Below are 24,067 nucleotides of genomic sequence, written 5' to 3' on the forward strand. Positions count from 1 at the left end.
ACCCAATGGCTGCCGTTCTGCCCGTCGACACCCCCGGTTTCGGACGTAGCGCGTACGTGCCGGACACCCGCACCACGCCGACCGGGCTCGTGCTCAATGCCGCCCCGCGGCAACGCTTCTGGTTCGATACGCCGCCCGTGCGCAGCGACATCGTCGCCGAGCGCCGCCATCGCCAGACTCGCCTGGCCGCGGCCTTCCGCATCTTCGCCCGCCACGGCTTCGATCTCGGTCTGGCCGGGCACATCACCGCGCGCGACCCCGAGTTGACCGATCACTTCTGGGTGAACCCGCTCGGCGTGCATTTCTCGCGCATCAAGGTCTCGGATCTGCTGCTCGTCAATGCGAACGGCGAGACGGTCGTGGGCGACCGTCCGCTGAACAAGGCCGCCTTCGCGATCCACGCGGCGATTCACGAAGCGCATCCGCATCTGGTCGCCGCCGCTCACACCCATTCGACCTACGGCAAGGCGTGGTCGACGCTGGGCCGTACGCTCGACCCGCTCACGCAGGATGCATGCGGCTTCTTCGAAGACCACGCGCTGTTCGACGACTTCACCGGCATGGTGGTCGACGGCAGCGAGGGCGATCGCATTGCGCAGGCGCTGAACAAGCCGGACGGCAACGGCACGGTCAAGGGCGTGATCCTGAAGAACCACGGCATTCTCACTGCGGGGCCGAGCGTGGAAGCCGCCGCATGGTGGTACATCGCGTTGGAGAACGCCGCGCACACGCAGCTGCTCGCGCAAGCGGCCGGCACACCGCAGCCCATCGACGAAGCGACGGCGCGCCACACGCACACTCAGGTCGGTGGCCCCGAAGGCGCGCTGTATTCGTTCGAAAGCCTTTACGAGGGTCTCGTCGAAGCCGAACCCGACCTGCTCGACTGACGTCATCGACCGAAGCACCAGACCTACAGACAACAGAAATCAACAGGGGAGTCGTACCCATGAAGTTCCGTCGCACCGACAAGATCGCCGGCATTGCCGGTACCAGCACCATCGCCACGCCAACCGATGTGTACACCGGTCGCCGCAAAGTGCTGCGTGCGGGCGCCGCTGTCGCGCTCGCCGCGCCCGCTCTGCTGCTCGGGCGTCAGGCATGGTCGCAGCCGAAGAAGCTCACCTTCGCGTGGAACCAGAACTCGTTTTGCCTGACGCCTATCGTCGCCGCACAGGAGCGCGGCTTCTTCGAGAAGAACGGCCTGCAAGTCGACCTGATCAACTACAGCGGCTCGACGGACCAGTTGCTCGAATCGATCGCCACCGGCAAGGCCGACGCGGCCGTGGGCATGATTCACCGCTGGCTCAAGCCGCTCGAATCGGGCTTCGACGTGAAGATCATCGGCAGCTCGCACGGCGGCTGCGTGCGCCTGCTCGGCTCGAAGGCGGCGGGCATCACATCGCTCGCCGCGCTCAAGGGCAAAACGGTCGGTGTGTCGGATCTCGCGGCACCGGGCAAGCACTTCTTCCAGATTCTGCTGGCGAAAAACGGTATCGATGCCGAGCGCGACATCACGTGGCGTCAGTACCCGGCCGACCTGCTCGGCGTGGCCGTGGACAAGGGCGAGATTCAGGCGATTGCCGACGGCGATCCGAACCTCTATCTGCTGGAGAAGCGCACCAACGGCGCTTACGTCGAACTGGCGACGAATCTCACCGGCGAGTACGCCCGCAAGGTGTGCTGCGTGATCGGCGCGCGCGGCGATCTGGTGCGCAACGACCGTGCCGCAGCGAGTGCGCTGGCGCGCTCCATCGTGCAGGCCACCGAGTTCGTCAACGAGAACCCGAACGAGGCCGCAAAGATCTTTGCGAAGTATTCGCCGAAGATCAGCCCGGAGGATCTGCGCAAGCTGTACGCCACGCTCACATACTCCCATCACCCGACCGGCGTGGACCTGCGCGATGAGATCGCGTACTTCGCCGACGACTTCCGCCGCATCGGTGTGCTCAAGAAGACGACCGATCCGCAGAAACTCGCGCAACACGTCTACGCCAACGTGCTGGGCTGAGCGCACCTCCGGGACAAGTGATCATGAGTGCCATTCTCGATAACGCCGCCCTGCGCGGTGCATCGCCCGCCAGTGCGCTTGAGCTGACGGAACAGGCCGGGGGGTCCGCGCTGCGGACCGGCGCGGCAAGCGCGGATGACGTGCCGCGCATCCCGGCCTTCGACGAAACCGAAATCGAGCAATTGTTTGCCGCCTCGCGTACGTCTGCGCTGTGGGGTGTGGGCTTCGCCGCCGCGCTGGCGTGGGCGGCCTTCGGTGCGATCACGCTGCGCTGGCCGAACAAGGTCGCCGGCTTCTCCGACTGGGCATTCACCGAGGAGTTGGGCGTGTTCGCGCTGGCTGTGGCCGCATTGCTTGCGGTGCTGTCCGTCGCTGGCCGTGCAACGCCGCCGCTGCTGCGGCTGCGTAAAGTCCTGACCGGTGCGGGACCATGGCTCGTGGCCATTCCGTTGGCGCTCTCGGCCTGGGAAATCCTCACCGCGAAGACCGGCTCGCTGCCCACGCCGTTTTTCGCACCGCCGCAGGCGCTCATCGAGGTCTATACGGAAGACTGGCGACGTCTCGGCGACAGCGCCGCGAACACGCTCAAGCTGCTCGGGCTGGGCTTCGGCTTCGGTGCGATCGCAGGCTTTCTGATCGGTGTGTCCATCGGCTGGTCGCGCGCCATCGGCTACTGGGTGCATCCGGTCCTGCGCGTGCTCGGCCCAGTGCCCGCCACGGCGCTGTTGCCGCTCACGTTCTACTTCTTCCCGTCGAGCTATTCGGCGGCGGCCTTCCTCATCGCCTTGTCGACGGCCTTTCCCGTGGCCGTGCTCACGTGGTCGGGCGTCGCAGGCGTCAACAAGAGCTACTACGACGTGGCACGCACGCTGGGCGCGTCCGAAGCGTTTCTGGTGCTGCGCGTGGCAATTCCCGCTGCGCTGCCAAATGTCTTCGTGGGCCTGTTCATGGGACTGGGGGCGTCGTTCTCGGTGCTGGTGACCGCCGAAATGATGGGCGTGAAGTCCGGTCTCGGCTGGTATCTCACGTGGGCGCAAGGCTGGGCGTCGTACGTCAATATGTACGCCGCGCTGATCGTCATGGCCCTGCTTTTCTCCGGCGTCATCACGCTGCTTTTCACTGTGCGCGACCGTGCACTCGCCTGGCAGAAAGGAACCGTCAAATGGTAAGCGCCGCCAATGCATCTCCGACATTTTCCGGCGTTCGTCCCGAGTCTTCGACGGCGAACGGCACCCGCCCTCACGGCGCGCCGGCGAACGACACGGGCGCGCAGATCGATATCCAGGGGGTGAGCCACTGGTTCGGCTCGCGCCAGTCGCCATTGCAAGTGCTCGACGGTGTCGATCTGAGCGTCGCGCCCGGCGAGTTCGTCGCGCTGCTCGGCCCGAGCGGGTGCGGCAAGTCCACGTTGCTGCGTCTGGTTGCCGGTCTGGAGACGGCCACGCGCGGCGCGATCACGCAGGACGGCACGCCGATCACGCGCCCCGATCCGTCGCGCATCGTCGTGTTTCAGGATCCCACGCTGTACCCGTGGCGCACGGTGCGCGATAACGTCGCGCTGGGGCTGCAAGCGCGGGGCGTGCTCGCGAAGGAGCGTCCCCGTGTCGATGCCGCGCTGGCACGCGTGGGCCTGTCCGAATTCGCCAGCGCATTTCCGCACCAGCTCTCGGGCGGCATGGCGCAACGCGTGGCGCTGGCCCGTGCGCTCGTCAACGATCCACGTCTGCTGGTGCTCGACGAGCCGCTCGGCAAGCTCGACTCGCTCACGCGGCTGGCGATGCAAAGCGAACTGGTCGATCTCTGGCAACGCGCCGGATTCTCCGCATTGCTCGTCACGCACGATGTGGAAGAAGCGCTCTTCCTCGCGCAGCGAGTGATCGTGTTCAGTCCGCGTCCGGCAAGGATCGTGGCGGAGTTACGCGTCGATCTGCCGTATCCGCGCCATCGCGGCGACGCGCGCATTACCGAACTGCGCCACGAAGCGCTCCGACACCTTGGTCTCGATGCAAGCTGGTAAGGCTCCCGATGCGTTCGCAGGTCGCAGTTTCGCTGTGCAGCTGAAGTCGATGCGCAGGCGGTCGTCGTGGTGCTCGCAGGCGGAGCGGATTCGATGACTTCGCCGCCCGCCCATCTCTGGCTCAATGCACTGCTGCAAGGCGTGCAGTTCACGCAGTCCACGTCGCTGCGCGCGCTATATGCGCTGGGCATGACCGACGACTCGCACGGCGCGCCGGCGTGGCCATTCGCCTCGCGCATCGCCGGAGAAAATCTGATCATCGACGTTGCCCTCGCCCGGCAGTTCGCATGGATGCTGGCAGCGATTGCGTTTGCCCTCGTCTGCCTGGCGGCCGCGCTGCTGTGGCGACGCGCATGGCGCTGGTTGACGGCGGCCGCCGTGGGCGCGCTGGCGCTCGCGCCCTGGCCGTCGCCCTCGCTATGGCTCACGGCGGCCGTGCCGACCAGCTTTCATTCGAGTCCGACAGGCTTCACGGTGCAGAGCATTGCGCGCGGCTCGCGCGTGTATTCGGCGCAGTGCGCCGCATGCCATGGCACCGACGGGCGCGGCGAGGGGCCGCTGGCCGCCACGCTCGATCGCTGGCCGCCGACCATGGCCAGTGCGCTGCTGAGTCGTCGCGCGGATGGCGAGCTGTTCTGGCATGTGCTGTACGGCATGCGTGACGGGCACGGCGTGACGATGCCCGGCTTCATCGGCCGTCTCAGCGACCGCGAGGTATGGGCCGCGCTCGATTACATGCGCGTGCTCTCGGCCTCGGCGGGCATGGCCGCCGGCGGCAGTTGGCCGGTGCCGATTGCGTTGCCGTCCGTCGCCGTGAAATGTGCAACCGGCCCGGCCCGCCAGATCACCGCATGGCGCGCTCGACAGCGGGTTCGGGTCGTGGCCGTGGATGCGCAGCATCCGGCACCGTTCGAAGACCCTCGTTTCCTCACGCTGCTGATCCGGCCCGGCGAGGCGCAGACGCCAACGCGCACGCCAGAGCAGGCGGTAGCGGCGGTTCGTACCGTCGCATCCTCGCGCAAGGCATCGAACGTCACACCGCTGTTCGGCACCCGGGCGGATTGCGTCGCGGACTCGCCCGAGGCCTGGCAAGTCTTCGCGCAGCTTGCAGGCACCTCGGCGTCGGCGCTTGCCGGCACCGAGTGGCTCGTCGACCGCGATGGCTGGCTGCGCGCGCTCGCCCCGGCCGGGCGTCGCGGCTGGGCCGACGGCGCTCTGATGTGCACGACGGCGACCGCGCTGCCCGGGAACGGTGCGAGCGAACCGGCCGGCACCGGCGCACGAGACGGCGGGAGTCTTTCCCGCGGGCCACGCGATGCGCTGAGTGCGACATTGCGCCAGATGGACGACGACCCGGTGCGCTTCGTCAAGGGCGGCTTCGTCCATTAGCGCTCGATTAGCGCTCGATTAGCCCTCGCCATCGCCATCTCACCAGGTTTTTTCCACATCCCAATCCAACTCAGGCTTTGACCATGACGATTTCCCGACGCCGTTTCCTGCAGTACGTCGCGACTTCCAGCGCCGCCGGTGCCATGACCACACTCGCGCTGCCGGGCACCTCGTTCGCCCAACCGGGACGCCCTGTCCTCAAAGCTGGCGACCAGAAAGGCGGGCTGCGCGCACTGCTCGAAGCGGCCGATGAACTGAAGCAACTGCCCTACGACATTCAGTGGACGGAATTTCCGGCAGCTGCACCGCTGGCCGAAGCGCTCAATGCAGGCGCAGTCGACTGCGGACCGATTGGCGACGCCCCGGTGATCTTCGCGCTGTCCGCCGGTGCGGCGATCAAGATCGTGGGCGCGAACCGCTCGGACGCGTACGGCACGGCGGTGCTGGTGCGTCCCGACGCGACGCTGCGCACCGCCGCCGACCTCAAAGGCAAGAACATCGGCACGACGCGCGGCTCCATCGGGCACTTCGTCACGCTCAAGGCGATCACGGCGGCAGGGCTTGCACCGGGCGACGTCAACTTTCGCTTCCTGCCGCCGGCCGACACCGTCACGGCGCTTGCCAGCGGGTCGGTGGATGCCTGGGCCACGTGGGAGCCGTACACCGCCGTGGCGGAGACGACCGGACGGGCGCGCGTGCTCGTGAACGGCCGGGGACTCTGGTCGGGGCTGAGCTATCTCGCCGCCACGGACGCCGCCATCGCCGCCAAACAGGAAGTGCTGCGCGACTTTCTGGCCCGGGTGGTGCGTGCGCAAGTGTGGTCTTACCAGCACGTGGACGCGTTCTCGGCCGCGATGGCGCGCATCATCGGCATTGCGCCGGAGGCGGCGAAGCTCCAGTTTTCCCGACGCGCCACGAAATGGCGCAACATCGACGATGCACTCGTCGCCGAGCAGCAACGCACCGCGGACTTCTACGCGCAGGTCGGGTTGCTACGTCAACCGCTCGATGTCCGACCGACCTTCGACCGGCGCTTTCCGATCAAGGTGTGACAGGGCGGAACGTCTGAACGGATAGCGAGCGGGTCAACACCCAGCGAACTGGCACGGTAGAAAACACGCGAACTGTCTATGGCGCGGGGCGAGGCACGCCCCGACACTCTGACGATTCCCGTCAGATTGCCCGTCTGCTTGCCCCTCACCGGGTATCGGCCGTCGGGCATCAGGTCCGCCATGATCGTCAGCACCGCGCTCTGCGCCCATCTTGTGGTCGCCTTCACGGCGTACTTCGTCAACGCCGCGAGTCCCGGCCCGAGCAATCTCGCGATCCTGTCCATCGCCGCCCACCATGGCCGCCGTCCGGCGCTCACGTTCGCACTGGGCGTCATGTCCGGCTCGTTGTTCTGGGCGACGGTCGCCATGCTTGGGATCTCGGCCACGCTGCTTGCCTACGCGCAGTTTCTCGTCGCGCTCAAGCTCTTCGGCGGTGCCTATCTGCTGTGGCTGGCGTTCAAGTCGGGGCGTGCAGCGCTACGTCCGTCAAAGGCAGCGGCGTTCGTGCCGACGGACGCCAACGGGGTGTTGTCCCTCAAGCGCCTCTACGTGCGCGGCGCGCTGTTCCACCTCACGAATCCGAAGGCGGTGCTGGGGTGGATGTCCGTGGTCGCGTTGTCGTCGGGGCCGGACGGGAGCATGCCGGTCGCCGTCGTGCCCGGCTGCGCGGGGCTCGGATTGATGGTCTTCTGCGGCTACGCGATGTTGTTCTCGACGCAAACCGCACGGCGTGTGTACCTCGGAATCCGCCGTTGGCTCGACGGCTGTCTGGCCGTCGTCTTCGGTGCGGCAGGGTGGCAGTTGCTGACGTCGCGGGTTTGAGCTATACCTGCGTTCATGCTTAATTTCGATGCCGACGCGCTGATGCGCCTCGTAACCACGCCCATGCCCTATGGCAAGCACAAGGGCACCATGATCGCCGACCTGCCGGGAAACTACCTCAGCTGGTTCGCCCGCGAAGGCTTTCCCCCCACCGAGATCGGCCGTCTGCTCGCGCTGATGCACGAAATCGACCATAACGCGCTCGGCGAACTGCTCAAGCCGCTGCGGGCACGCGCGCAGGCGTCACGTACGAGATAGGACGTTGCCTGCGCGGTTGGGTGCAGCTCGGGGCCGAGCGGCATGTCAGCGGCATGTCGGCGACGTGTCAGCGCCCCGCCAGCATCGGCGGCAATCGACGCCGCACCCACTGTGTCTGCTGCTCATGCGCATGCGCGAGTTGCAGCACCGCGAGATCGGCCTGCGCCGGTCCGATAATTTGCAGGCCCATCGGCAGCCCGCGCGCGTCGAACCCGACCGGCACGCTGATCGCGGGCAAGCCTGCGAGCGTCGGCCCGATCACGACCTCCATCCAGCGGTGATAGGTGTCCATTGGCTTGCCCGCGACCTCGGAAGGCCAGTGCATCTCGGCATCGAACGGGAACACCTGAGCCGACGGCAGCAGCAGGAAGTCGTAACGCTCGAACAGACGCGCCAGCGACCGGTACCATTCGCTGCGGTCGATCGACGCGCGAAACACGTCGGCCGCACGCAGCGTTTCGCCGCCTTCCACTTCCCATCGCGCTTCCGGTTTGAGCTTCTCGCGCCGGGCGGGATCGGCATACATCTCACCGAGCGAGCCGTTCACCATCCAGTGACGCAACGTGAGCCACGTTTGCCAAAGCCTGTCCGGGGCAAAGTCGGGCGCGCAGGCTTCGACCTCGCACCCCAACGCGGCGAAATCCTTGAGCGACGCCTCGCAAAGCGCCATCACGCCGTCTTCCATCGGCAGATGACCGCCGTAGTCACCGAGCCAGCCGAGTTTCACGCCCTTCATGCCGCGTTGCAGCGCACCGACGAAGTGCGATGCATCGCTCGCCATCGACAGCGGACTGCGCTTGTCATAGCCCGCCTGAGTGACGAGCAGTTGCGCGACGTCCGCGACGGTGCGCCCCATCGGCCCCTCGGTGCTCATTTGCTGCACGAAGAGTTCCGGTGCGGGACCGTACGGCACACGGCCTTGCGACGGCCGGAAGCCGTAGACGTTGCCGAACGCCGCGGGGTTGCGCAGCGAGCCCATGAAGTCGCTTCCGTCGGCCACGGGTAACAGACGCATGGCCAGTGCGCTGCCCGCGCCGCCGCTGCTGCCACCGGCGATGCGCGTAGTGTCGTAGGCGTTGCGGGTGGTGCCGAATACGGGGTTGTAGCTGTGCGAGCCCAGCCCGAACTCGGAAACGTTCGTCTTGCCGATGAAGATCGCCCCGGCCGCACGAATGCGCGACACGCTGATGCTGTCCTGCGTGTCAGGCGCCGCGGAGGTCAGCGGCGAGCCCTTGCGCGTGGGCAATCCGGCGCAGGACGCGATGTCCTTCACGGCGTGCGGCATGCCGTGCATCCAGCCCAGGTATTCGCCGTTCGCCAGTTGCCGGTCGCGCGCGTCGGCTTCGGCCAGCAGCACGCCGGCATCGCGTAGCGACACGATGGCGTTCACAGCCGGGTTGTATTGCGCGATGTGTCCGAGATATGCCTGCATCACCTCGCGGCACGATACGCGGCGCTCGCGGATGGACTCGGACAACGCGAGCGCGTCGAGCGCGACGATGTCGTTCAGCGAATGCTGCGAAGGCGAGGAAGCCTGCCCTGTTGGCGCTGCGGCCATGTCTGTCTCCTTGGCGGTGGCATCGAGCGGTGCGATGCGAACGCCTGACATTGTCCCTCAAACCTGCGCGCGATGCCGATGCCGATGCCGATGCCGAATCGCCAGATCGTTGCGGATCTGCGGATCGGGCGAAACTCAATGAGCCAGCGGATCGAGCCCGGTCGACGCCACGTCCCCGGCCACGGCAGGCGCGGCCATGTACGTCAGCAGCTTCTTCCCGGCCTCGGGATGCGACGCCGTCACGGGCACGCCACCGGCAAAACGCGTGACCGATTGCAGCGACTCGGGAATCTTGCCCGCGAAGGCGACGCCCTTGACCGGCAGCAGTTCGCTCACTTGCTGCAAACCCAGCGCGTAGTCGCCCGCGGCGACCTTCTCGGCCACCGGCGTCTTCTGCACCATCACCGCCTTGCCTCGCATCTGTTCGGCAATCCCCAGCCTGGCGAACAGTTCGCGCTCGACGTACACGCCGCTCGCGCTGTCCGAATAGGCCACCGACTTCGCAGCGAGCAGCGCCGCCCTGAGTTTGTCCGGGGTGCTGACGTCCGGCACCGGCTCGCCTGCCTTCACGACGACGCCGATGCGCGAATCGGCCAGATCGACACGCGAATCCGCGCGCACCTTGCCCGCCTTGATGAGATCGTCGAGTGCATAGCCGACCATGATGACGACATCGGCCGACTCGCCGCGCGCCAGACGGTTGGGAATCGCCTCGGGCGCCTTGCCCATCGAGGGGCCCCACGCCGTGTCGACATGGTCGCCGCTGGCCGCTTCGAACTTCGGCAGCAACAGCTTGTACGCGGCGGTGAACCCGCCGGAGTTCATCACGCGCAAATCTTCCGCACGGGCGGGGGCGGCGCCGAGCAGCGCCGTCACGGCGATGCCTGCGCCCAACACATTCAGCGCGCCACGCAGACGTCGCATCGAAATAGCCTTCATGGTGTTGTCTCTCTCGTCGTTATTGTCGATTCATGCGGAGTGGCATGGGTTGGCGCGAGTCCGTGCCGGTCCCGGCGTACCGCTTCAGCCCGCCGCCAGTCCGGCGCGATTGCCCTGTCCGCCACGGCGGCCACGGTACAGCGCGAGCGTCGCGCAGATGGCGCACAACGCCGCGAAGCTCATCCAGTAGCCCGGCGCTGCCTTGTCGCCCGTCGCATGGATCAGAAAGGTCGACAGCGCAGGCGTGAAGCCACCGAAGATCGCGGTCGCCAGGCTATAGGCGAGCGAGAAACCGGCCACACGAACGTCGGGCGGCATGACTTCGGTCAGTGCCGGGATCATCGCGCCGTTGTACATGCCATACAGGAACGAGAGCCACAGGAGCGCGACGAGCATGCGCGTGAAGCTCGGCGCCTGCACGAGGAACGACAGCACCGGATAGGCCGTCACGAGCGTGAGCCCCGCGAACAGCAGCAACACGGCGCGGCGGCCGATGCGGTCCGACAGCGAACCGCCAACGGGCAGCCAGATGAAATTCGACACGCCCACGCACAGTGTGACGAGCAAGGCGTCGGCGCTCGACAGGTGCAGCACGCTCTTGCCGAAGGTCGGGGCATAAACCGTAATCAGATAGAACGCCGTGGTGGTCAGCGCCACGAGCATGGTCCCGCCGATCACGACGCCGAGATTGGCGGCCATCGAACGAAACACTTCCTTCACCGACGGATGACGCTTGCGTTGCTTGAACTCGTCGCTCTCCTGCAACGAGCGGCGCAGCGCGAAGATCACCGGCACGATCATGCAACCGACGAGGAACGGCACCCGCCAACCCCACGAAGCGATCTGCTGCGCAGTGAGCGTGAGCGACAGCACGAAGCCGAGCGCTGCCGAGACCACGATGGCAACCTGCTGGCTGGCCGACTGCCAGCTCGTGTAGAAGCCTTTGCGTCCCGGCGTGGCGATTTCCGCCAGATACACGGACACGCCGCCAAGCTCGGCACCGGCCGAGAAGCCTTGCAGCAGACGCCCGAGCAGCACCAGTGCCGGAGCCGCCAGACCGATGGTTTCGTAACCGGGAACGAACGCGATGAGGATCGTGCCGCTCGCCATGATGGCCAGCGTGGTCACCAGCCCTTTACGGCGGCCGACGTTATCGATGTACGCGCCCAGGACGATGGCGCCGAGCGGGCGCATCAGGAAGCCTGCGCCGAAGACGGCGAAGGTCAGCATGAGCGACGCAAACTCGCTGTCCGTCGGGAAAAAGACCCGGGAAATCTGCGTTGCGTAGAAGCCGAACAGGAAGAAATCGAACTGCTCGAGGAAGTTGCCAGCCGTGACGCGAAGCACCGCGCCAGCTTTCGAGGGGCGACGCGAAACCGCGTCTTCTTGGGGGCGCTGTGACATGCGCTGTCTCCGTGTTGCGTGCGGCCCCGGAGGCAGGACCGCCAATAGTCGTCGTCGCACTTGCGCCTTCGCCGGGGACGTGTCGAGCCGTCATGGACGCATTTTGAAGCCGCCAATGTTGCGCCGGAAGTTCCACGCTTGTGAATTGCAAGTTTTGGAACGATTGATGCGCACACGCTATCAATCGTAGGATGCTAATGCACCAACCGAGCGGTAACAGGCTACACTGCGACACCCCGCCGCAATCGCTCGGCGTTCCCTTGCCGGCAAGGGTTTTCCGGGCCTCATCGGCGCCTGTCCGGCATTTGTCCTTTCCACGCCATGGCGATCAATTTCGACCTGAACGATTTACAGGCCTTTCGCGCCGTTGCCCAGCTTTCGAGCTTTCGCCGCGCAGCCGAATCGATCCACATTTCCCAGCCCGCGTTGTCGCGCCGTATCGACAAGCTGGAAGACGCGCTGGGCGTCAAACTCTTCGAGCGCAGTACACGGCGCGTGGCGCTGACCAACGTCGGACGAGCGTTTGCGCGCGACGCCGAGCGCATTCTCGACGACCTGGACAACGCGTTGCTCGGCATTCGCGACGTGGCCTCGTCGAGCCTCGGGCATGTGACGATCGCCTGCGTGCCGTCTGCCGCCTATTACTTCATGCCGGAGGTGATCTCGCGGTATCACAAGGCGTTCCCGCGCATCCGGATCTCGGTGCTCGATGCGAGCGCCAACGAGGTGCTGGCTGCCGTGGTGAACGGCGATGCTGACTTCGGGCTGAACTTCATCGGGAGTCAGGAACCGAACATCGAATTCAAGTTGCTGTTGCAGGAGCGTTATGTGGCGGCGTGTCGTCGCGATCATCCGCTCGCGGGCAAGAAACGCGTGACGTGGCGTGAACTGTACGAATACGACTACATCGCCGTAGGGAAGGTCTCGGGCAACCGGCTGCTGCTCGATCAGGCGCTTACCGGACTGCCGCAGCGGCCACCGAGCATTTGTGAGACGCAGCACGTCACGACCATGATCGGGCTGGTGGAAGCCGGCTTGGGCGTGGCGGCGGTGCCGACGATGGCGATGCCCGGCGGCGATCATCCGGTACTCACGAGCGTGCCGCTGGTCGAACCGGCGGTTTCGCGGCGCGTGGGCATGATCCGCAGCAAGGCACGTCCGCTCTCGCCCGCCGCCGCGCAGTTGTATCGCTTCGTCGCCGAGATGAAGACGACGTCTCGACGTCGGGTAGCCGGGTAGCCAGCGAGCCAGCGAGCCGGGAGCGGATTCTCACACGCCCGGCGATACGGCACGCGCACTTATCGTCGGCGCGCCGTGATTGCACGTGCCGAAACACTTTGTTACCCGTCTTACGAGAAGCGAAACATTGCGTGGATGGCGGCATGACGCGGCGTCTTTATACTTGCGTCGCGTCAATCCGATCTTACTCAAGACACATGTTCAAGCGAATTTTCCCGATGGTGGCGATCGCCACGCTGGCTGCAACGACTTCCCTGACGGCGACGGCCGGTGATATGAACAATGCCCTCGGCGGCGCACTGGGGGGTGTCGCGGGCGCGGCCGTCGGCGGTGCGCTGGGCGGCAGCACCGGCGCCGTGCTGGGCGGCGCGGTCGGCGGCGGCGCCGGCGGTGCCATGACGTCCAACCGTCGCGAACGCACGGGCGCGATCATCGGCGGCGCGCTGGGCGGCGGGGCCGGTACGGCCGCAGGCAATGCCATGGGCGGCCGCTCGGGCGGCCTGATCGGCGCCGCGGTGGGCGGCGGCGCAGGTGCCGCGCTCGGCGGCAACATGTCGCGCTCCAGCTCGTACGACGACGATCACTATCGCGGCAAGCGCCGCGGCCACCGCAAGCATCATCATTGAGTCGCTTCGGCCGGGAAACGTTACGGGTTGCCCGGCTGCGCGAGATACGGTCCGATGCCCGTCGGGTAGCTGCCCGGGATCAGCATCGACGGATCGAGCCGGTCGATGGTGGTGCGCCCCGTGAGGGCCATCGTGACATCCATCTCCTTCGCGATCACCTCCAGCGCCCGGCGCACGCCCGCTTCGCCCATCGCGCCCAGTCCGTACAGGAAGGGCCGGCCGATGAGCGTGCCCTTCGCGCCCAGCGCCATCGCCTTGATGACGTCCTGTCCGGAACGAATCCCGCCGTCGAGCCAGACTTCGGTGTCACGCCCGAGCGCCGCCACGATGTCCGGAAGCGCGCGAATCGTCGAGATCGCGCCGTCGAGCTGACGCCCGCCATGGTTGCTCACCACGATGGCGTCGGCCCCCGTGTCGCGGGCCGCGCGCGCATCCTCCGGATCGAGCACGCCCTTGATGACCAACTTGCCGCCCCAGCGCTTCTTGATCCACTCAACGTCGTCCCACGATAACCGCGGGTCGAACTGCGCCGCCGACCACGCCGCGAGCGACCCGATGTCGTCCACCCCCTTCGCATGCCCCACGATGTTGCCGAACGTGCGACGGCGCGTGCCGAGCATGCCCAGGCACCAGCGCGGCTTGGTCATCATGTTGGCGATGTTCGGCAGCGTCAGCCTGGGCGGCGCGGACAAACCGTTCTTGATGTCCTTGTGACGCTGACCGCTGATTTGCAGGTCCATCGTCACCATCAACGCCGAACACCCGGCAGCCTTCGCGCGATCGATCAGGCGCTCGATGAAGTCACGGTCCTTCATGACGTACAACTGGAACCAGAACGGCGCCTTCGTGTGCGCCGCGACGTCCTCGATGGAGCAGATCGACACGGTCGACAGCGTGAACGGCACGCCGAACGCCTCGGCCGCGCGCGCCGCGAGAATTTCGCCGTCCGCATGCTGCATACCGGTCATGCCCGTGGGTGCGAGCGCCACCGGCATGGCCACCGGCTGCCCCAGCATCGTCGTGCGCGTGCTGCGATGCTCGATATTCACGGCAACGCGCTGACGAAACTCGATGCCGGCGAAATCCGCCGCGTTCGCCCGATACGTCGACTCTGTCCATGAGCCGGAATCGACATATTCGTAGAACATGCGCGGTACGCGCCGTTGTGCGAGAACCCGCAAGTCCTCGATAGTGGTGATCACTGCCATGCTGCGTCTCTTGTTTTAAGAATGCATTCTCGCAATTCGAGAATAGTTAATATCTTCTAGAATTTTTTATTTCTGTTTTACGAGGTCGACGAGCGACTGCGTATGCTTAATTGTCTTGAGGACAATGTTCGATTGAATCGACATGACGGCTGGCGCGCGGTAAAGCTCATTGACGATGAAGTCGGAGTAATGCGCGAGGTTACGCGCTCTTACCGTCAGGATGTAATTCGCCGAGCCGGTGACGATGCGCGCCGTGACCACTTCGGGCCAGTTCTGTACGGCGGCCAGAAACTTTTCGTGCCACTGATCGACATCCGGACGCAACGTAATCTGGACTAGCGCTTCGAACTCCAGCCCGATATGCTGTGCGTCCACGATGCAGCGGTATCCGGAAATCACTCCCCGATCCTCCAGCAGCTTCACCCGGCGCAGGCATGCCGACGGCGACAGGCCAACGGCGTCGGCCAGTTCCTGGTTGGAGATGCGGCCATTGAGTTCCAGATGGCGAAGGATGCGCAGATCGGCAAGGTCGAGGTTCATTGGCAGAATCCATCAAGTTTCCCGGGATTCTGGCAGATCCTTCGATTCTCCGCCAGTTGCTTGATAGAAATAGCAAGCAAATTCAATTTTTGCGTTGATATGATAGCTCTCGGCCCGAGGCCGGATGGGTAAGGCGTCCTCGTCGGAGCCGTTTCAGATATTGCAGTCGCCGTGCCGAAAAAGTTCGTCAGCTCCTATATCGGAAGGAGCCGCGAATCGATTTAAAGAACATCCATAAAAGCGTCTAAAAGACGCATCAAGGAGACCCATGAAGTCTGCAATTCCGGCCAGTCTGGCCGTTCTCTCGGCCGCCTGCGGCCTTGCCTTCAGCACTACGGCAGCAGCACAAAGCTCCGTCACGCTTTACGGGATCGTCGATCAGAGCGTGCGCTATCAAACGAATGCCAACGCCAACAACGACGCCCTCTGGCAAGTCGCCAACGGTGCCGTGACCAACAGCCGCTTCGGCTTCAAGGGCTCGGAAGACCTCGGCGGCGGCATGAAGGCGATCTTCCAGCTGGAGTCGGGCATCAACCCGCAGAACGGCACGCTCGCCAACAGTCCGCGCCTGTTCGATCGCTACGCCTTCGTCGGCCTGCAAAACCAGTACGGCACGATCAAGATCGGCCGTCAGGCGACCGAAGGGTTCAATGTCTACGGCGACTTCGACCCGCTGACGATCGGCAACTACGCGAACAATGCCTGGATGTACAACATCACGCGCGGCCGCGTGGACAACGCCGTGAGCTACGCCGGCACCTTCGGCGGCCTGTCGGTCGGCGCCACCTACGGCTTCGGCAATACCGCCGGCACGATGGCCGCCAGCAATTACTGGGGCGCCCGGGCCGCGTACGCCATGGGCCCGTTCCAGGTCGCCGGCGTGTACCAGCAAGCGCGCGACGCCGCCAAGCGCGTACAGCAGATGTGGGGTCTGGGTGGCATCTACAGCGTATCCATCGCCAAGGTGTTCGCCGGTTACATGGGCGGGCGCGACCGCAGCGGCTGGCTCGACGGCACGCTCAACGACCCCGCGCACCCGGTCACCACGGGCAATCTGAACGACAACCCGCGCAAGGACATGACGTTCTATCTCGGCACGACCATTCAGGCCATGCCGAATCTCGCCATCACCGGCGCAGCCTATTTCGACGACATCAAGAACATCAACGCCCAGGCCGGCGATGCCGGTTCGGGTCGTCGTTACACCTACGTGCTGCTCGCGGAGTACGCGTTGTCCAGACGCACGCAACTTTACGGCACCGTCGATTACAACAAGGTCAGCGGCGCGGCGCGCGTCGAGCTGCCGGGTAATTCGACGCAAGTCGGCGTGGCCACCGGCATCCGTCACATCTTCTGAGCGTCGGACGCGACTCGCTCGCGCCCTGCCTGCCGGAAGACTTCGGCATTTTGCAGTTCGTATGAACCGCCCCGGATTCGACCGGGGCGGCGGGGCCCGTTCGTGCCTGCGTTTGGACGCAGCGCGATCGGGCAATGACAAGCAACGCAGTACTCATGCGGATGCCGTGCGCGCCGCCGGACCGGCGCAGCGGTATCCAAGAGGTGTGTCATGACGCGTACTCCCCAGGCTCCTCAGTCCTCCTCCTCATCAGGCAAGCCCCGCGACTTTTCGCACATTACGAAGCGCGAACAGGGCCTGCGACGCTCGCTCACCGCCAGTCAGATGGCGATGATCGCCATCGGCGGTGCGATAGGCACGGGACTGTTTCTCGGCAGCGGTTTCGCCATCGGCTTCGCCGGTCCCAGCGTGCTCGTTTCGTATGCCATCGGCGCGCTCATCGCACTCATGCTCATGGGATGCCTCGCGGAGATGACGGTCGCGCACCCGACGTCCGGTTCGTTCGGTGCGTATGCCGAACACTACATCGGCCCTTGGGCGGGATTTCTGGTGCGCCACGCGTACTGGTCCTGCATCGTGCTCGCCGTGGGCACCGAGGTCAGCGCCATCGCCGTCTACATGAAGTACTGGTTCCCGCAAGTGCCGGGATGGTATTGGGTCGCGGGTTTTTCCGCGGCACTGGTGCTCGTGAACGCCATGTCGGTGAATCTGTTCGGTGCCATCGAATACGGCTTCTCGCTCATCAAGATCACCGCCATCGTCGGCTTCATCCTGATCGGTGCCTATGTGGTGTTCGTCGCGCCGAACTCGGTGGCAAACGCCGCTCATGCCCCGGCCGGATTCGCGAACTACGCCGCGCATGGCGGCTTCTTCCCGAAGGGCCTCTGGGGCATGTGGGTTGCCGTGATCATTTCGATCTTCAGCTACCTGTCCATCGAGATGATCGCCGTGGCGGCGGGCGAAGCCGAGAATCCCGAGCGCGCCGTAACGCAGGCCTTCCGCTCGACGGTCGTGCGTCTCGTGCTGTTCTATCTGCTCACGCTCGCGCTGATGCTCGCCATCGTGCCGTGGACCGCCGCCGGTCAGGACGAAAGCCCGTTCGTGAAGGTAATGCAGGCCATCAACATTCCCGGCGCGGCGGGCGTCATCAACTTCGTGGTGCTGATTGCGGCGCTCTCGTCAATGAACAGCCAGCTCTACATCACCACGCGCATGATGTTCTCGCTCTCGCGCGCCGGGTACGCGCCCGCCCGCTTCGGCGAAGTGAACAGGCGCGGCGTGCCGCTCGCCGCATTGTTGCTCTCGACGCTCGGCATTGCGCTCGCGACGCTCGTGAACTTCCTGTACCCCGACTCGTCGTTCACGTTCATGATGGCGATTTCGATGTTCGGTGCGATGCTCACCTGGATGATGATCTTCGTCACGCACTACTTCTTCCGTCGTGCATGGCGGCGCGAGTCCCGCGCACCGCTTGCCTTTCGCATGTGGGGCTTCCCGTGGCTCACGCTGCTCGGCGCGGGGCTCATGGCCGCTATCATGGTCACGACGCTCTTCACCGGCGTCTTTCGCATGACCATGATCTTCGGCGTGCCGTTCGTCGTCGCCGTGCTGCTGATTTACTTCCTGTGGTATCGCAAACGCGACGGTGCGCCGCAAGGGCGCACGATGACGCAGTCGTAAGCAGTCATAACAGACGTAGGCGGTCGTCGGCGGTCGTGGGGGCGTGGGCGGTCGTCGACGCAAACGTGGTCGAAACGACGCCGAACCGAACTCGAAATGAGACGGGCATGAAAATGGGGCGCCCGATATTCACCATCGGGTGCCCCATCCATTTTCGATGCAGATGCTTTTGCGCTCTACCGCGGCGCGGCTGACCGGCTTGCCGCCTTGCGTTCCTTGACCGTGCGCTCCAGCAGATAACGTGTCTGCTCCAGCACCGCCTCACGCACCATGCGGTTGCGCTCCGGATTCGGCTCGGTCCCCCATCCCATCGAACAATCGACGGAGCGGCGCATCACGCGAAACGCCATGCCCAGCGTGCTGATGCATACGGCGCGAACGCGCATCGCTTCGTCGTCGGGATCGACACCCGCGAGCCGCGTAACGATGTTGGCGCCGACCGACGCGAGACGGCTGGAAAAGCGCTCGTGAAACACCTTGAACCCCGCTTCGGGACCCAGCCCCGCCTGCTCGCGCGCCATGAACATGTGCCAGCCGTCGATCTCGGGCCCCTTCTCCATGAAACCGCCCTTGCGGTTCTGAAGCTCGCAGAAGGCGTCGATGAGTTGCTTGTCGGTCGCGTTCGGGTCGGCCACGACACGCTCGGCCACGTCGATGGCTTCGCCCATCTGCCCGAGCACCAGTTCCAGGATGTATTCGACGCACGCCTTGTACACCCCTTCCTTGTTATCGAAGTAATACTGAAGCGCGGGCGCATTCACGCCTGCCGCATTCGCGATGTCGCGCGTGGACGCGCCGGTAAATCCGTATTCGCCAAAACACTTGATCGCCGCGAGAACGATGCGAGCACGCGTTTCCTCGCCACGTTGATAGCCAGTGTCGACCGCATGCCGCGGACGCGCGGCGGTGCTCCGAACACGCCCGGCACGTGAAGTCCTTGTCATGTATCTCCTTGCTTGCAGAAACTTTCGTCAAAAATATAACACTTGACATAAATCGATCAACTGGAATAATTCTGCCAACTGGAATAATTTGAGGAAATTCCCATGACCACGGCAGCACAGGTCAAACCGCTCGACGCGGCGCAGACGGTGGAGAATCCGGCGCAAGCCCCTGTCGGCAGGGCACAGGAAAGCGCCGGCAAGCCCGGCCAGACAACGCCGCCGGCCAATCCGCGCCGCAAGACGATGTTGCTTGGCGCGCTGGCCATTGGCGTCGTCGTCGGGCTCGGCTGGGGAGCGCACTGGTGGTTTGTCGGCCGCTTCATCGAATCGACCGACGACGCGTATCTGCAAGCCGACAGCATGACCGTCGCCCCGAAAGTCGGCGGCTACGTCACGGAAGTGCTGGTGCGCGACAACGAAACGGTCGGCGTCGGGCAGCCACTGGTGAGGCTCGATGCGCGTCAATATCAGGCCGCCTACGACGAAGCCACCGCCACCGTCGTGGCACGTGAAGCGGATGTCGCGCGGGCGCAGGCCGAGTTGTCGCAGCACGCCGCGACCATCGCGCAGGCACACGCCGAATTCGACAGCGCCCGCGCCAATGCGGCGTATTCGGCCGGTCAGGTCAGGCGGTACGCGCCGCTCGTGGCGACAGGCGCCGAGACGGACGAGCGTCTGGCCGAACTGCGCAACACGAGCACACGCGCGCAGGCGTCGCTCAAGAGCAATGAAGCGAACCTTCAGTCCACCGAGCGCCGGACCGGCACCCTCACTGCGGCGCTGGCACAGGCCAAGGCCCAGTTGGCGGTGGCGCAGGCGAGTGCGCGCAAGGCGGAACTCGATCTCGCCGACACGGTGGTCAGGAGCACGCTGGCCGGGCGCGTCGGCGACCGTGCCGTGCGCGTCGGCCAGTTCGCGCAGCCCGGCACGCGTCTGCTCACGGTCGTGCCGGTGCAGAACATTTATCTGACGGCCAACTTCAAGGAAACGCAGGTCGGCCACATGCGCCCCGGGCAACCGGTAACGATTCACGTCGACGCCTTGCCGGGCGAGCCGATCCACGGCGTGGTCGACTCGGTCTCACCGGGTACCGGCTCGCAGTTTGCGCTGCTGCCCGCGCAGAACGCGACGGGCAACTTCACGAAGATCGTGCAGCGTGTGCCCGTGCGCATTCGCCTCGAAGCGCCGGACTCGCTACGTGCCGTGCTGCTGCCGGGCCTCTCGGTGACGGCCGACGTCGACACGCATGGCACCGGTGCGTCGGGCGCCGATGCCGCCTCATCGGGCGCGGGAGTGCAACGTGGCTAATCCAGGCACGGGTGCGGGCGCGGGCGACGCCGCCCCCGGCACGGCGACGCCCCCGGCGCCTGCGGCGCGACCGGCACTGCCACGCACAGCGCCCAAAGAAGCAAACGCGTCGGCATCGGACTGGATCGCCGTGGCGGCCGGTGCGCTCGGCGCATTGCTGGCCACGCTCGACATCTCGATTACGAACTCCGCACTGCCGCAGATTCAGGGGCAGATCGGGGCGTCGGGTACGGAAGGTACGTGGATTTCGACCGGCTATCTGATGTCGGAAATCGTCATGATTCCGCTCGCGGCGTGGCTCACGCGGGTGCTCGGTTTGCGACGCTTTCTGATGCTCAACGCCGTTTTCTTCACGCTGTTTTCGATGATGTGCGGCGCGTCGGGCAGCCTGGCCGAAATGGTCATTGGCCGCATCGGCCAGGGCTTTGCGGGCGGGGCCATGATCCCGACGGCACAGATGATCATTCGGACACGTCTGCCACGGCACCAGATGGGTATCGGCATGGCGATGTTCGGGCTGATCGTGCTGCTCGGCCCGCTCCTTGGCCCGGTCGTCGGCGGCTGGCTCACGGAGAATGCCAACTGGCGATGGTGCTTCTTCCTGAACCTGCCCCTCTCGGCGGCCATCGTCGCGCTGCTCATGCTCGGACTCAAGCGCGAACCGGCCAACGTGCAGGCATTCTTCAAAGCCGACTGGCTCGGCATCGTGGGCCTTGCCATCGGATTGAGTTCGCTCACTGTCGTGCTCGAAGAAGGCCAGCGCGAGCGCTGGTTCGACTCGCACATGATCGTCTGGCTGTCGGTACTGTCCGTCATCGGCATCGGCATGATGCTGGTCGCCCAGTTCACCGCCGAGAAGCCCATCGTCAAGCTCTCGCTGCTGGGCAACAAGAACTACGCGAGCGTGATCTATATCGTGTTCACGGTCGGCGCGGGGCTTTACGGCGTGTCGTACCTGTTGCCACAGTTCCTCGCCACCATTGCGGGCTACAACGCGCAGCAGTCGGGCAACATCATGCTGCTCTCCGGACTGCCGGCGTTTCTGATGATGCCGTTTCTGCCCCGGCTCATCAGCCGCGTGGACATTCGTCTGCTCGTGATTCTCGGGCTGCTCAGCTTCTTCGCCAGTTGCATGCTCGATATCGATCTGACGGCGCAGAGCGTGGGGCACGATTTCACGATCTCGCAGTTGTTGCGCGGTGTCGGCCAGATGCTCGCGATGATGCCACTCAATCAGGCATCGATGGCCGCCGTCGAAGCGCAGGATGCGGGCGACGCCGCGGGGCTCTACAACATGGGCCGCAATCTCGGCGGCTCCGTCGGGCTTGCGCTGCTGGGCACACTGATCGACCGTCGCACCGACTATCACGACGCCGTGCTGCGCGAATCGCTCACCGCCAACAATCCCTTGGGACAGGAACATCTGTCGGCCAATGCCGCGGGCTTTTTCGCGCAGTCGGGCGATATGGTTCACGCGCAATTGCAGGCCACCGCGCAACTTGCCGCCGAGATCGCGCGACAGGCGAGCGTGATCACGTTCTCCGAGACTTTTTACGCACTGGGTATCGCACTGCTGCTTTGCGTGCCGCTTGCCCTGATGCTCAAGCAGCCGGCCGGCTTCAGCGCTGGCGGGCACTAATCGATCATGACTTTTCATCTCAGAACGATGGCCGTCGCGGCCGCTTTTCTCGTCGCCGGCTGCACGGTCGGCCCCGACTATCGTGGCGCGCCCGATGTCGCCGGCGACGCCCTGCGCACCGGCGGGACCTTCGCTCACGCGGGGCCGGGCGTGCAGGCCCATACCCCTGGCGTTGCACACTGGTGGACAGCGCTTGGCGACCCGCAACTCACGGCGCTTATCGACGATGCCATCGCGCATAGCCCCGATATTCGCGCGGCGCAGGCGAAAGTGCGTCAGTCGCGCGCGAGTCTGCGCAATCATCAGGCCGATCTGCTTCCGAAAGCGACGGTGGATCTCGCGACCCTGCGGACTCGCTCACCGGACCTCGGTGCGTTGACCGGCAATGGTGGCGGTGGCGGGCGCGGACCGCTCGACCTCTACATCGCCGGGTTCGACGCCAGTTGGGAAATCGATTTGTTCGGCGGGACACGTCGTGCCGTGGAAGCAGCCGGCGCGGAGGCGGACGCCGCGTCGGAAGACCTCGCCGACGCTCACGTGCAACTCGCGGCCGAAGTTGCGCAGACGTACGTCGCACTGCGCGACCAGCAAGCACGCCTCGCGCTGGTACGCGACTCCGCGCAGTTGGAGGGCGAGATGCTGGAACTGACGCGCCAGCGTCGCGCGGGCGGCGTGGCATCGGAACTGGACGTCGAACGAATTTACACGCAGGTCGAGCAAACGCAATCGCGCGTGCTGCCGCTGGAGGCCGACGTGATCGAATCGCTCGATCAGTTGGCGCTGCTCACGGGCCGCACGCCGGGCGCACTCGACGACAGATTCAAGACCCCGCAGACGTTGCCGAGCGTGCCGGCGAAGGTCGCCATCGGCGATCCGTCGGCGTTGTTGCAGGCGCGCCCGGACATCCGCGCGGCCGAGCGGCGTCTGGCCTCGCAGAATGCGCAGATTGGCGTGCAGACGGCGAACTGGTTCCCCAAGCTGTCGATCATGGGCGAGCTCGGCTTTTCGGCGCTGGACCCCGGGCACCTCGTGCGCAAGGACAACTTCAGTTGGATGACGTTGCCGCGCCTGCAATGGAACGTGCTCGACTTCGGACGCGTGCAGGCGAGTGTGGACGGTGCCCGGGCGGGTCGCGATCAGGCACAGGCGAAATACGAAAGTGCGGTGCTCACAGCACTGCGCGACGCCGACGTGGCGCTCGCCCGTTACGGACATCAGCGCGAGAACGTCTATCGTTTGCGCAGCGTGGAGGCCTCGGCATCGCGCGCCGCGACACTCACGCGTCAGCGCTACCGCGCCGGTACGGCCAGCACGCTCGACTGGCTCGACGCCGAACGTACGCGCTTTTCCGCGGAGCAGGACCGCATCGCGGGCGATGCACAACTGCTCAAGTCGTTCGTGACGCTGCACAAGGCGCTAGGCCTGGGATGGCAAACGGCGTCGGCGGACGAACCTGCCGTCGAAACGGCGAGGTAAACGAAAAACGCTCCAGAAGCTTGCGCCTCCGGAGCGTTTTTGCCAACTAAGTTGGCGCGGCTGGCAGGATTCGAACCCACGACCCCTTGGTTCGTAGCCAAGTACTCTATCCAACTGAGCTACAGCCGCACTTACTGCACGAGATACCGATCAGACGATCCTGCTGCTGCCGGCCTACCTTCTCATCAACGCCACCGGTGCATGACACCTGGTACGCCACAGGAAGGACTCTCCCGAAAAACTAAGGGTCTCCGTGAGGAGACCCTCGAAATAGGTGGCGCGGCTGGCAGGATTCGAACCCACGACCCCTTGGTTCGTAGCCAAGTACTCTATCCAACTGAGCTACAGCCGCGCTGTGAGAACAGAATTATGTAAGAAAGCCGCCAGCCACGCAAGTGTTTTTTGCAATTCTTTTGCCATATCCCCGATTTGCCCGCCGCATCCGCCTTTCCATGCGGGATTAGCGCGGAATCGCCCCGGCTGGCAAGCCTTTGCCGCTAGAACAATTACTCCACGCAAACCCGCGTCAAATCAGGGCTTTCCATGTGCTCCGCCCGGATACGGCACGGTATGCTACGGCTTTTTGCAACGCATCGAATGGCG

Annotated in this window: 21 protein-coding genes and 2 tRNA genes; 15 read left to right on the forward strand and 8 right to left on the reverse strand. The window is 65.2% G+C overall.

Annotated features, from left to right (window positions below; all coding sequences use genetic code 11):
• Positions 1–5: 5 nt before the first annotated feature.
• The 8 genes from AB870_RS16215 to AB870_RS16250 all read left to right on the forward strand — a co-directional run bounded on the left by AB870_RS16215 (position 6) and on the right by AB870_RS16250 (position 7,546).
• Entirely contained in the window at positions 6–887 is an 882-nt protein-coding gene (locus AB870_RS16215) for a class II aldolase/adducin family protein (protein WP_084663775.1), read from the forward strand.
• A 59-nt stretch (positions 888–946) separates the two neighbouring features.
• Positions 947–2,008, forward strand: coding sequence for an ABC transporter substrate-binding protein (locus AB870_RS16220; RefSeq protein WP_084663777.1), 1,062 nt, complete (start codon positions 947–949; stop codon positions 2,006–2,008).
• Positions 2,009–2,031: 23 nt separating this feature from the next.
• A complete protein-coding gene (locus tag AB870_RS16225) occupies positions 2,032–3,177 on the forward strand; it encodes an ABC transporter permease (protein WP_084663779.1) in 1,146 nt (381 codons plus the stop codon).
• Positions 3,171–4,025, forward strand: a complete 855-nt coding sequence (locus tag AB870_RS16230; protein ID WP_084663781.1) for an ABC transporter ATP-binding protein — start codon at positions 3,171–3,173, stop codon at positions 4,023–4,025. The genes AB870_RS16225 and AB870_RS16230 overlap by 7 nt, the downstream gene beginning before the upstream one ends.
• Positions 4,026–4,118: 93 nt before the next feature.
• Positions 4,119–5,414 (forward strand): c-type cytochrome, encoded by a 1,296-nt coding sequence (locus AB870_RS16235; RefSeq protein ID WP_047908298.1) that lies wholly within the window; start codon positions 4,119–4,121, stop codon positions 5,412–5,414.
• 83 nt (positions 5,415–5,497) lie between these two features.
• Complete coding sequence (locus AB870_RS16240; protein ID WP_047905509.1) at positions 5,498–6,466, forward strand: ABC transporter substrate-binding protein; 969 nt, start codon at positions 5,498–5,500, stop codon at positions 6,464–6,466.
• Positions 6,467–6,646: 180 nt separating this feature from the next.
• Entirely contained in the window at positions 6,647–7,288 is a 642-nt protein-coding gene (locus tag AB870_RS16245; RefSeq protein ID WP_047905510.1) for a LysE family translocator, read from the forward strand.
• Positions 7,289–7,303: 15 nt separating this feature from the next.
• The gene (locus AB870_RS16250) at positions 7,304–7,546 is read left to right on the forward strand and encodes a DUF3820 family protein (RefSeq protein ID WP_047905511.1); all 243 of its coding nucleotides are present in this window, start codon (positions 7,304–7,306) and stop codon (positions 7,544–7,546) included.
• A 67-nt stretch (positions 7,547–7,613) separates the two neighbouring features.
• Here the strand turns inward: AB870_RS16250 and AB870_RS16255 are convergent, their stop codons facing one another.
• The 3 genes from AB870_RS16255 to tcuC form a co-directional block, all read right to left on the reverse strand.
• A complete protein-coding gene (locus AB870_RS16255) occupies positions 7,614–9,104 on the reverse strand; it encodes an amidase (protein WP_047908299.1) in 1,491 nt (496 codons plus the stop codon).
• A 135-nt stretch (positions 9,105–9,239) separates the two neighbouring features.
• Positions 9,240–10,043, reverse strand: coding sequence for a substrate-binding domain-containing protein (locus AB870_RS16260; RefSeq protein ID WP_084663783.1), 804 nt, complete (start codon positions 10,041–10,043; stop codon positions 9,240–9,242).
• Positions 10,044–10,127: 84 nt separating this feature from the next.
• Positions 10,128–11,447, reverse strand: a complete 1,320-nt coding sequence (gene tcuC / locus AB870_RS16265; RefSeq protein WP_047905512.1) for an MFS transporter — start codon at positions 11,445–11,447, stop codon at positions 10,128–10,130.
• Between the two features lie 321 nt (positions 11,448–11,768).
• Here tcuC and AB870_RS16270 point away from each other — a divergent pair, with 321 nt between their 5' ends.
• A complete protein-coding gene (locus AB870_RS16270) occupies positions 11,769–12,686 on the forward strand; it encodes a LysR family transcriptional regulator (RefSeq protein WP_047905513.1) in 918 nt (305 codons plus the stop codon).
• Positions 12,687–12,883: 197 nt separating this feature from the next.
• The gene (locus AB870_RS16275) at positions 12,884–13,312 is read left to right on the forward strand and encodes a hypothetical protein (RefSeq protein ID WP_047905514.1); all 429 of its coding nucleotides are present in this window, start codon (positions 12,884–12,886) and stop codon (positions 13,310–13,312) included.
• Between the two features lie 20 nt (positions 13,313–13,332).
• Here the strand turns inward: AB870_RS16275 and AB870_RS16280 are convergent, their stop codons facing one another.
• Positions 13,333–14,520: an alpha-hydroxy acid oxidase gene (locus AB870_RS16280; RefSeq protein WP_047905515.1), complete on the reverse strand. Its 1,188-nt coding sequence runs from the start codon at positions 14,518–14,520 to the stop codon at positions 13,333–13,335.
• Positions 14,521–14,586: 66 nt separating this feature from the next.
• Entirely contained in the window at positions 14,587–15,060 is a 474-nt protein-coding gene (locus AB870_RS16285) for an Lrp/AsnC family transcriptional regulator (protein ID WP_044456604.1), read from the reverse strand.
• Positions 15,061–15,328: 268 nt separating this feature from the next.
• Here AB870_RS16285 and AB870_RS16290 point away from each other — a divergent pair, with 268 nt between their 5' ends.
• Both AB870_RS16290 and AB870_RS16295 read left to right on the forward strand, forming a co-directional pair.
• Positions 15,329–16,417, forward strand: coding sequence for a porin (locus tag AB870_RS16290; protein ID WP_047905516.1), 1,089 nt, complete (start codon positions 15,329–15,331; stop codon positions 16,415–16,417).
• 210 nt (positions 16,418–16,627) lie between these two features.
• Positions 16,628–18,097, forward strand: a complete 1,470-nt coding sequence (locus AB870_RS16295) for an amino acid permease (RefSeq protein WP_047905517.1) — start codon at positions 16,628–16,630, stop codon at positions 18,095–18,097.
• A gap of 176 nt (positions 18,098–18,273) precedes the next feature.
• On the opposite strand, the gene AB870_RS16300 is transcribed toward AB870_RS16295, so the two are convergent.
• Complete coding sequence (locus AB870_RS16300; RefSeq protein ID WP_047905518.1) at positions 18,274–19,041, reverse strand: CerR family C-terminal domain-containing protein; 768 nt, start codon at positions 19,039–19,041, stop codon at positions 18,274–18,276.
• A gap of 102 nt (positions 19,042–19,143) precedes the next feature.
• Between AB870_RS16300 and AB870_RS16305 the strand changes: the two genes are divergently transcribed.
• The 3 genes from AB870_RS16305 to AB870_RS16315 all read left to right on the forward strand — a co-directional run bounded on the left by AB870_RS16305 (position 19,144) and on the right by AB870_RS16315 (position 23,464).
• Positions 19,144–20,349 (forward strand): HlyD family secretion protein, encoded by a 1,206-nt coding sequence (locus AB870_RS16305; protein ID WP_053059412.1) that lies wholly within the window; start codon positions 19,144–19,146, stop codon positions 20,347–20,349.
• Between the two features lie 76 nt (positions 20,350–20,425).
• On the forward strand, positions 20,426–21,988 hold the full coding sequence (locus tag AB870_RS16310) for a DHA2 family efflux MFS transporter permease subunit (protein ID WP_047908302.1): 1,563 nt from the start codon (positions 20,426–20,428) through the stop codon (positions 21,986–21,988).
• Positions 21,989–21,994: 6 nt separating this feature from the next.
• Complete coding sequence (locus AB870_RS16315) at positions 21,995–23,464, forward strand: efflux transporter outer membrane subunit (protein ID WP_047905519.1); 1,470 nt, start codon at positions 21,995–21,997, stop codon at positions 23,462–23,464.
• A 52-nt stretch (positions 23,465–23,516) separates the two neighbouring features.
• Here the strand turns inward: AB870_RS16315 and AB870_RS16320 are convergent.
• Positions 23,517–23,593: transfer RNA gene (locus tag AB870_RS16320), tRNA-Arg, on the reverse strand.
• Between the two features lie 146 nt (positions 23,594–23,739).
• Positions 23,740–23,816: transfer RNA gene (locus AB870_RS16325), tRNA-Arg, on the reverse strand.
• Positions 23,817–24,067: the final 251 nt, after the last annotated feature.

Origin of the sequence: Pandoraea faecigallinarum (genome assembly GCF_001029105.3) — a bacterium.
Lineage (GTDB): Bacteria > Pseudomonadota > Gammaproteobacteria > Burkholderiales > Burkholderiaceae > Pandoraea > Pandoraea faecigallinarum.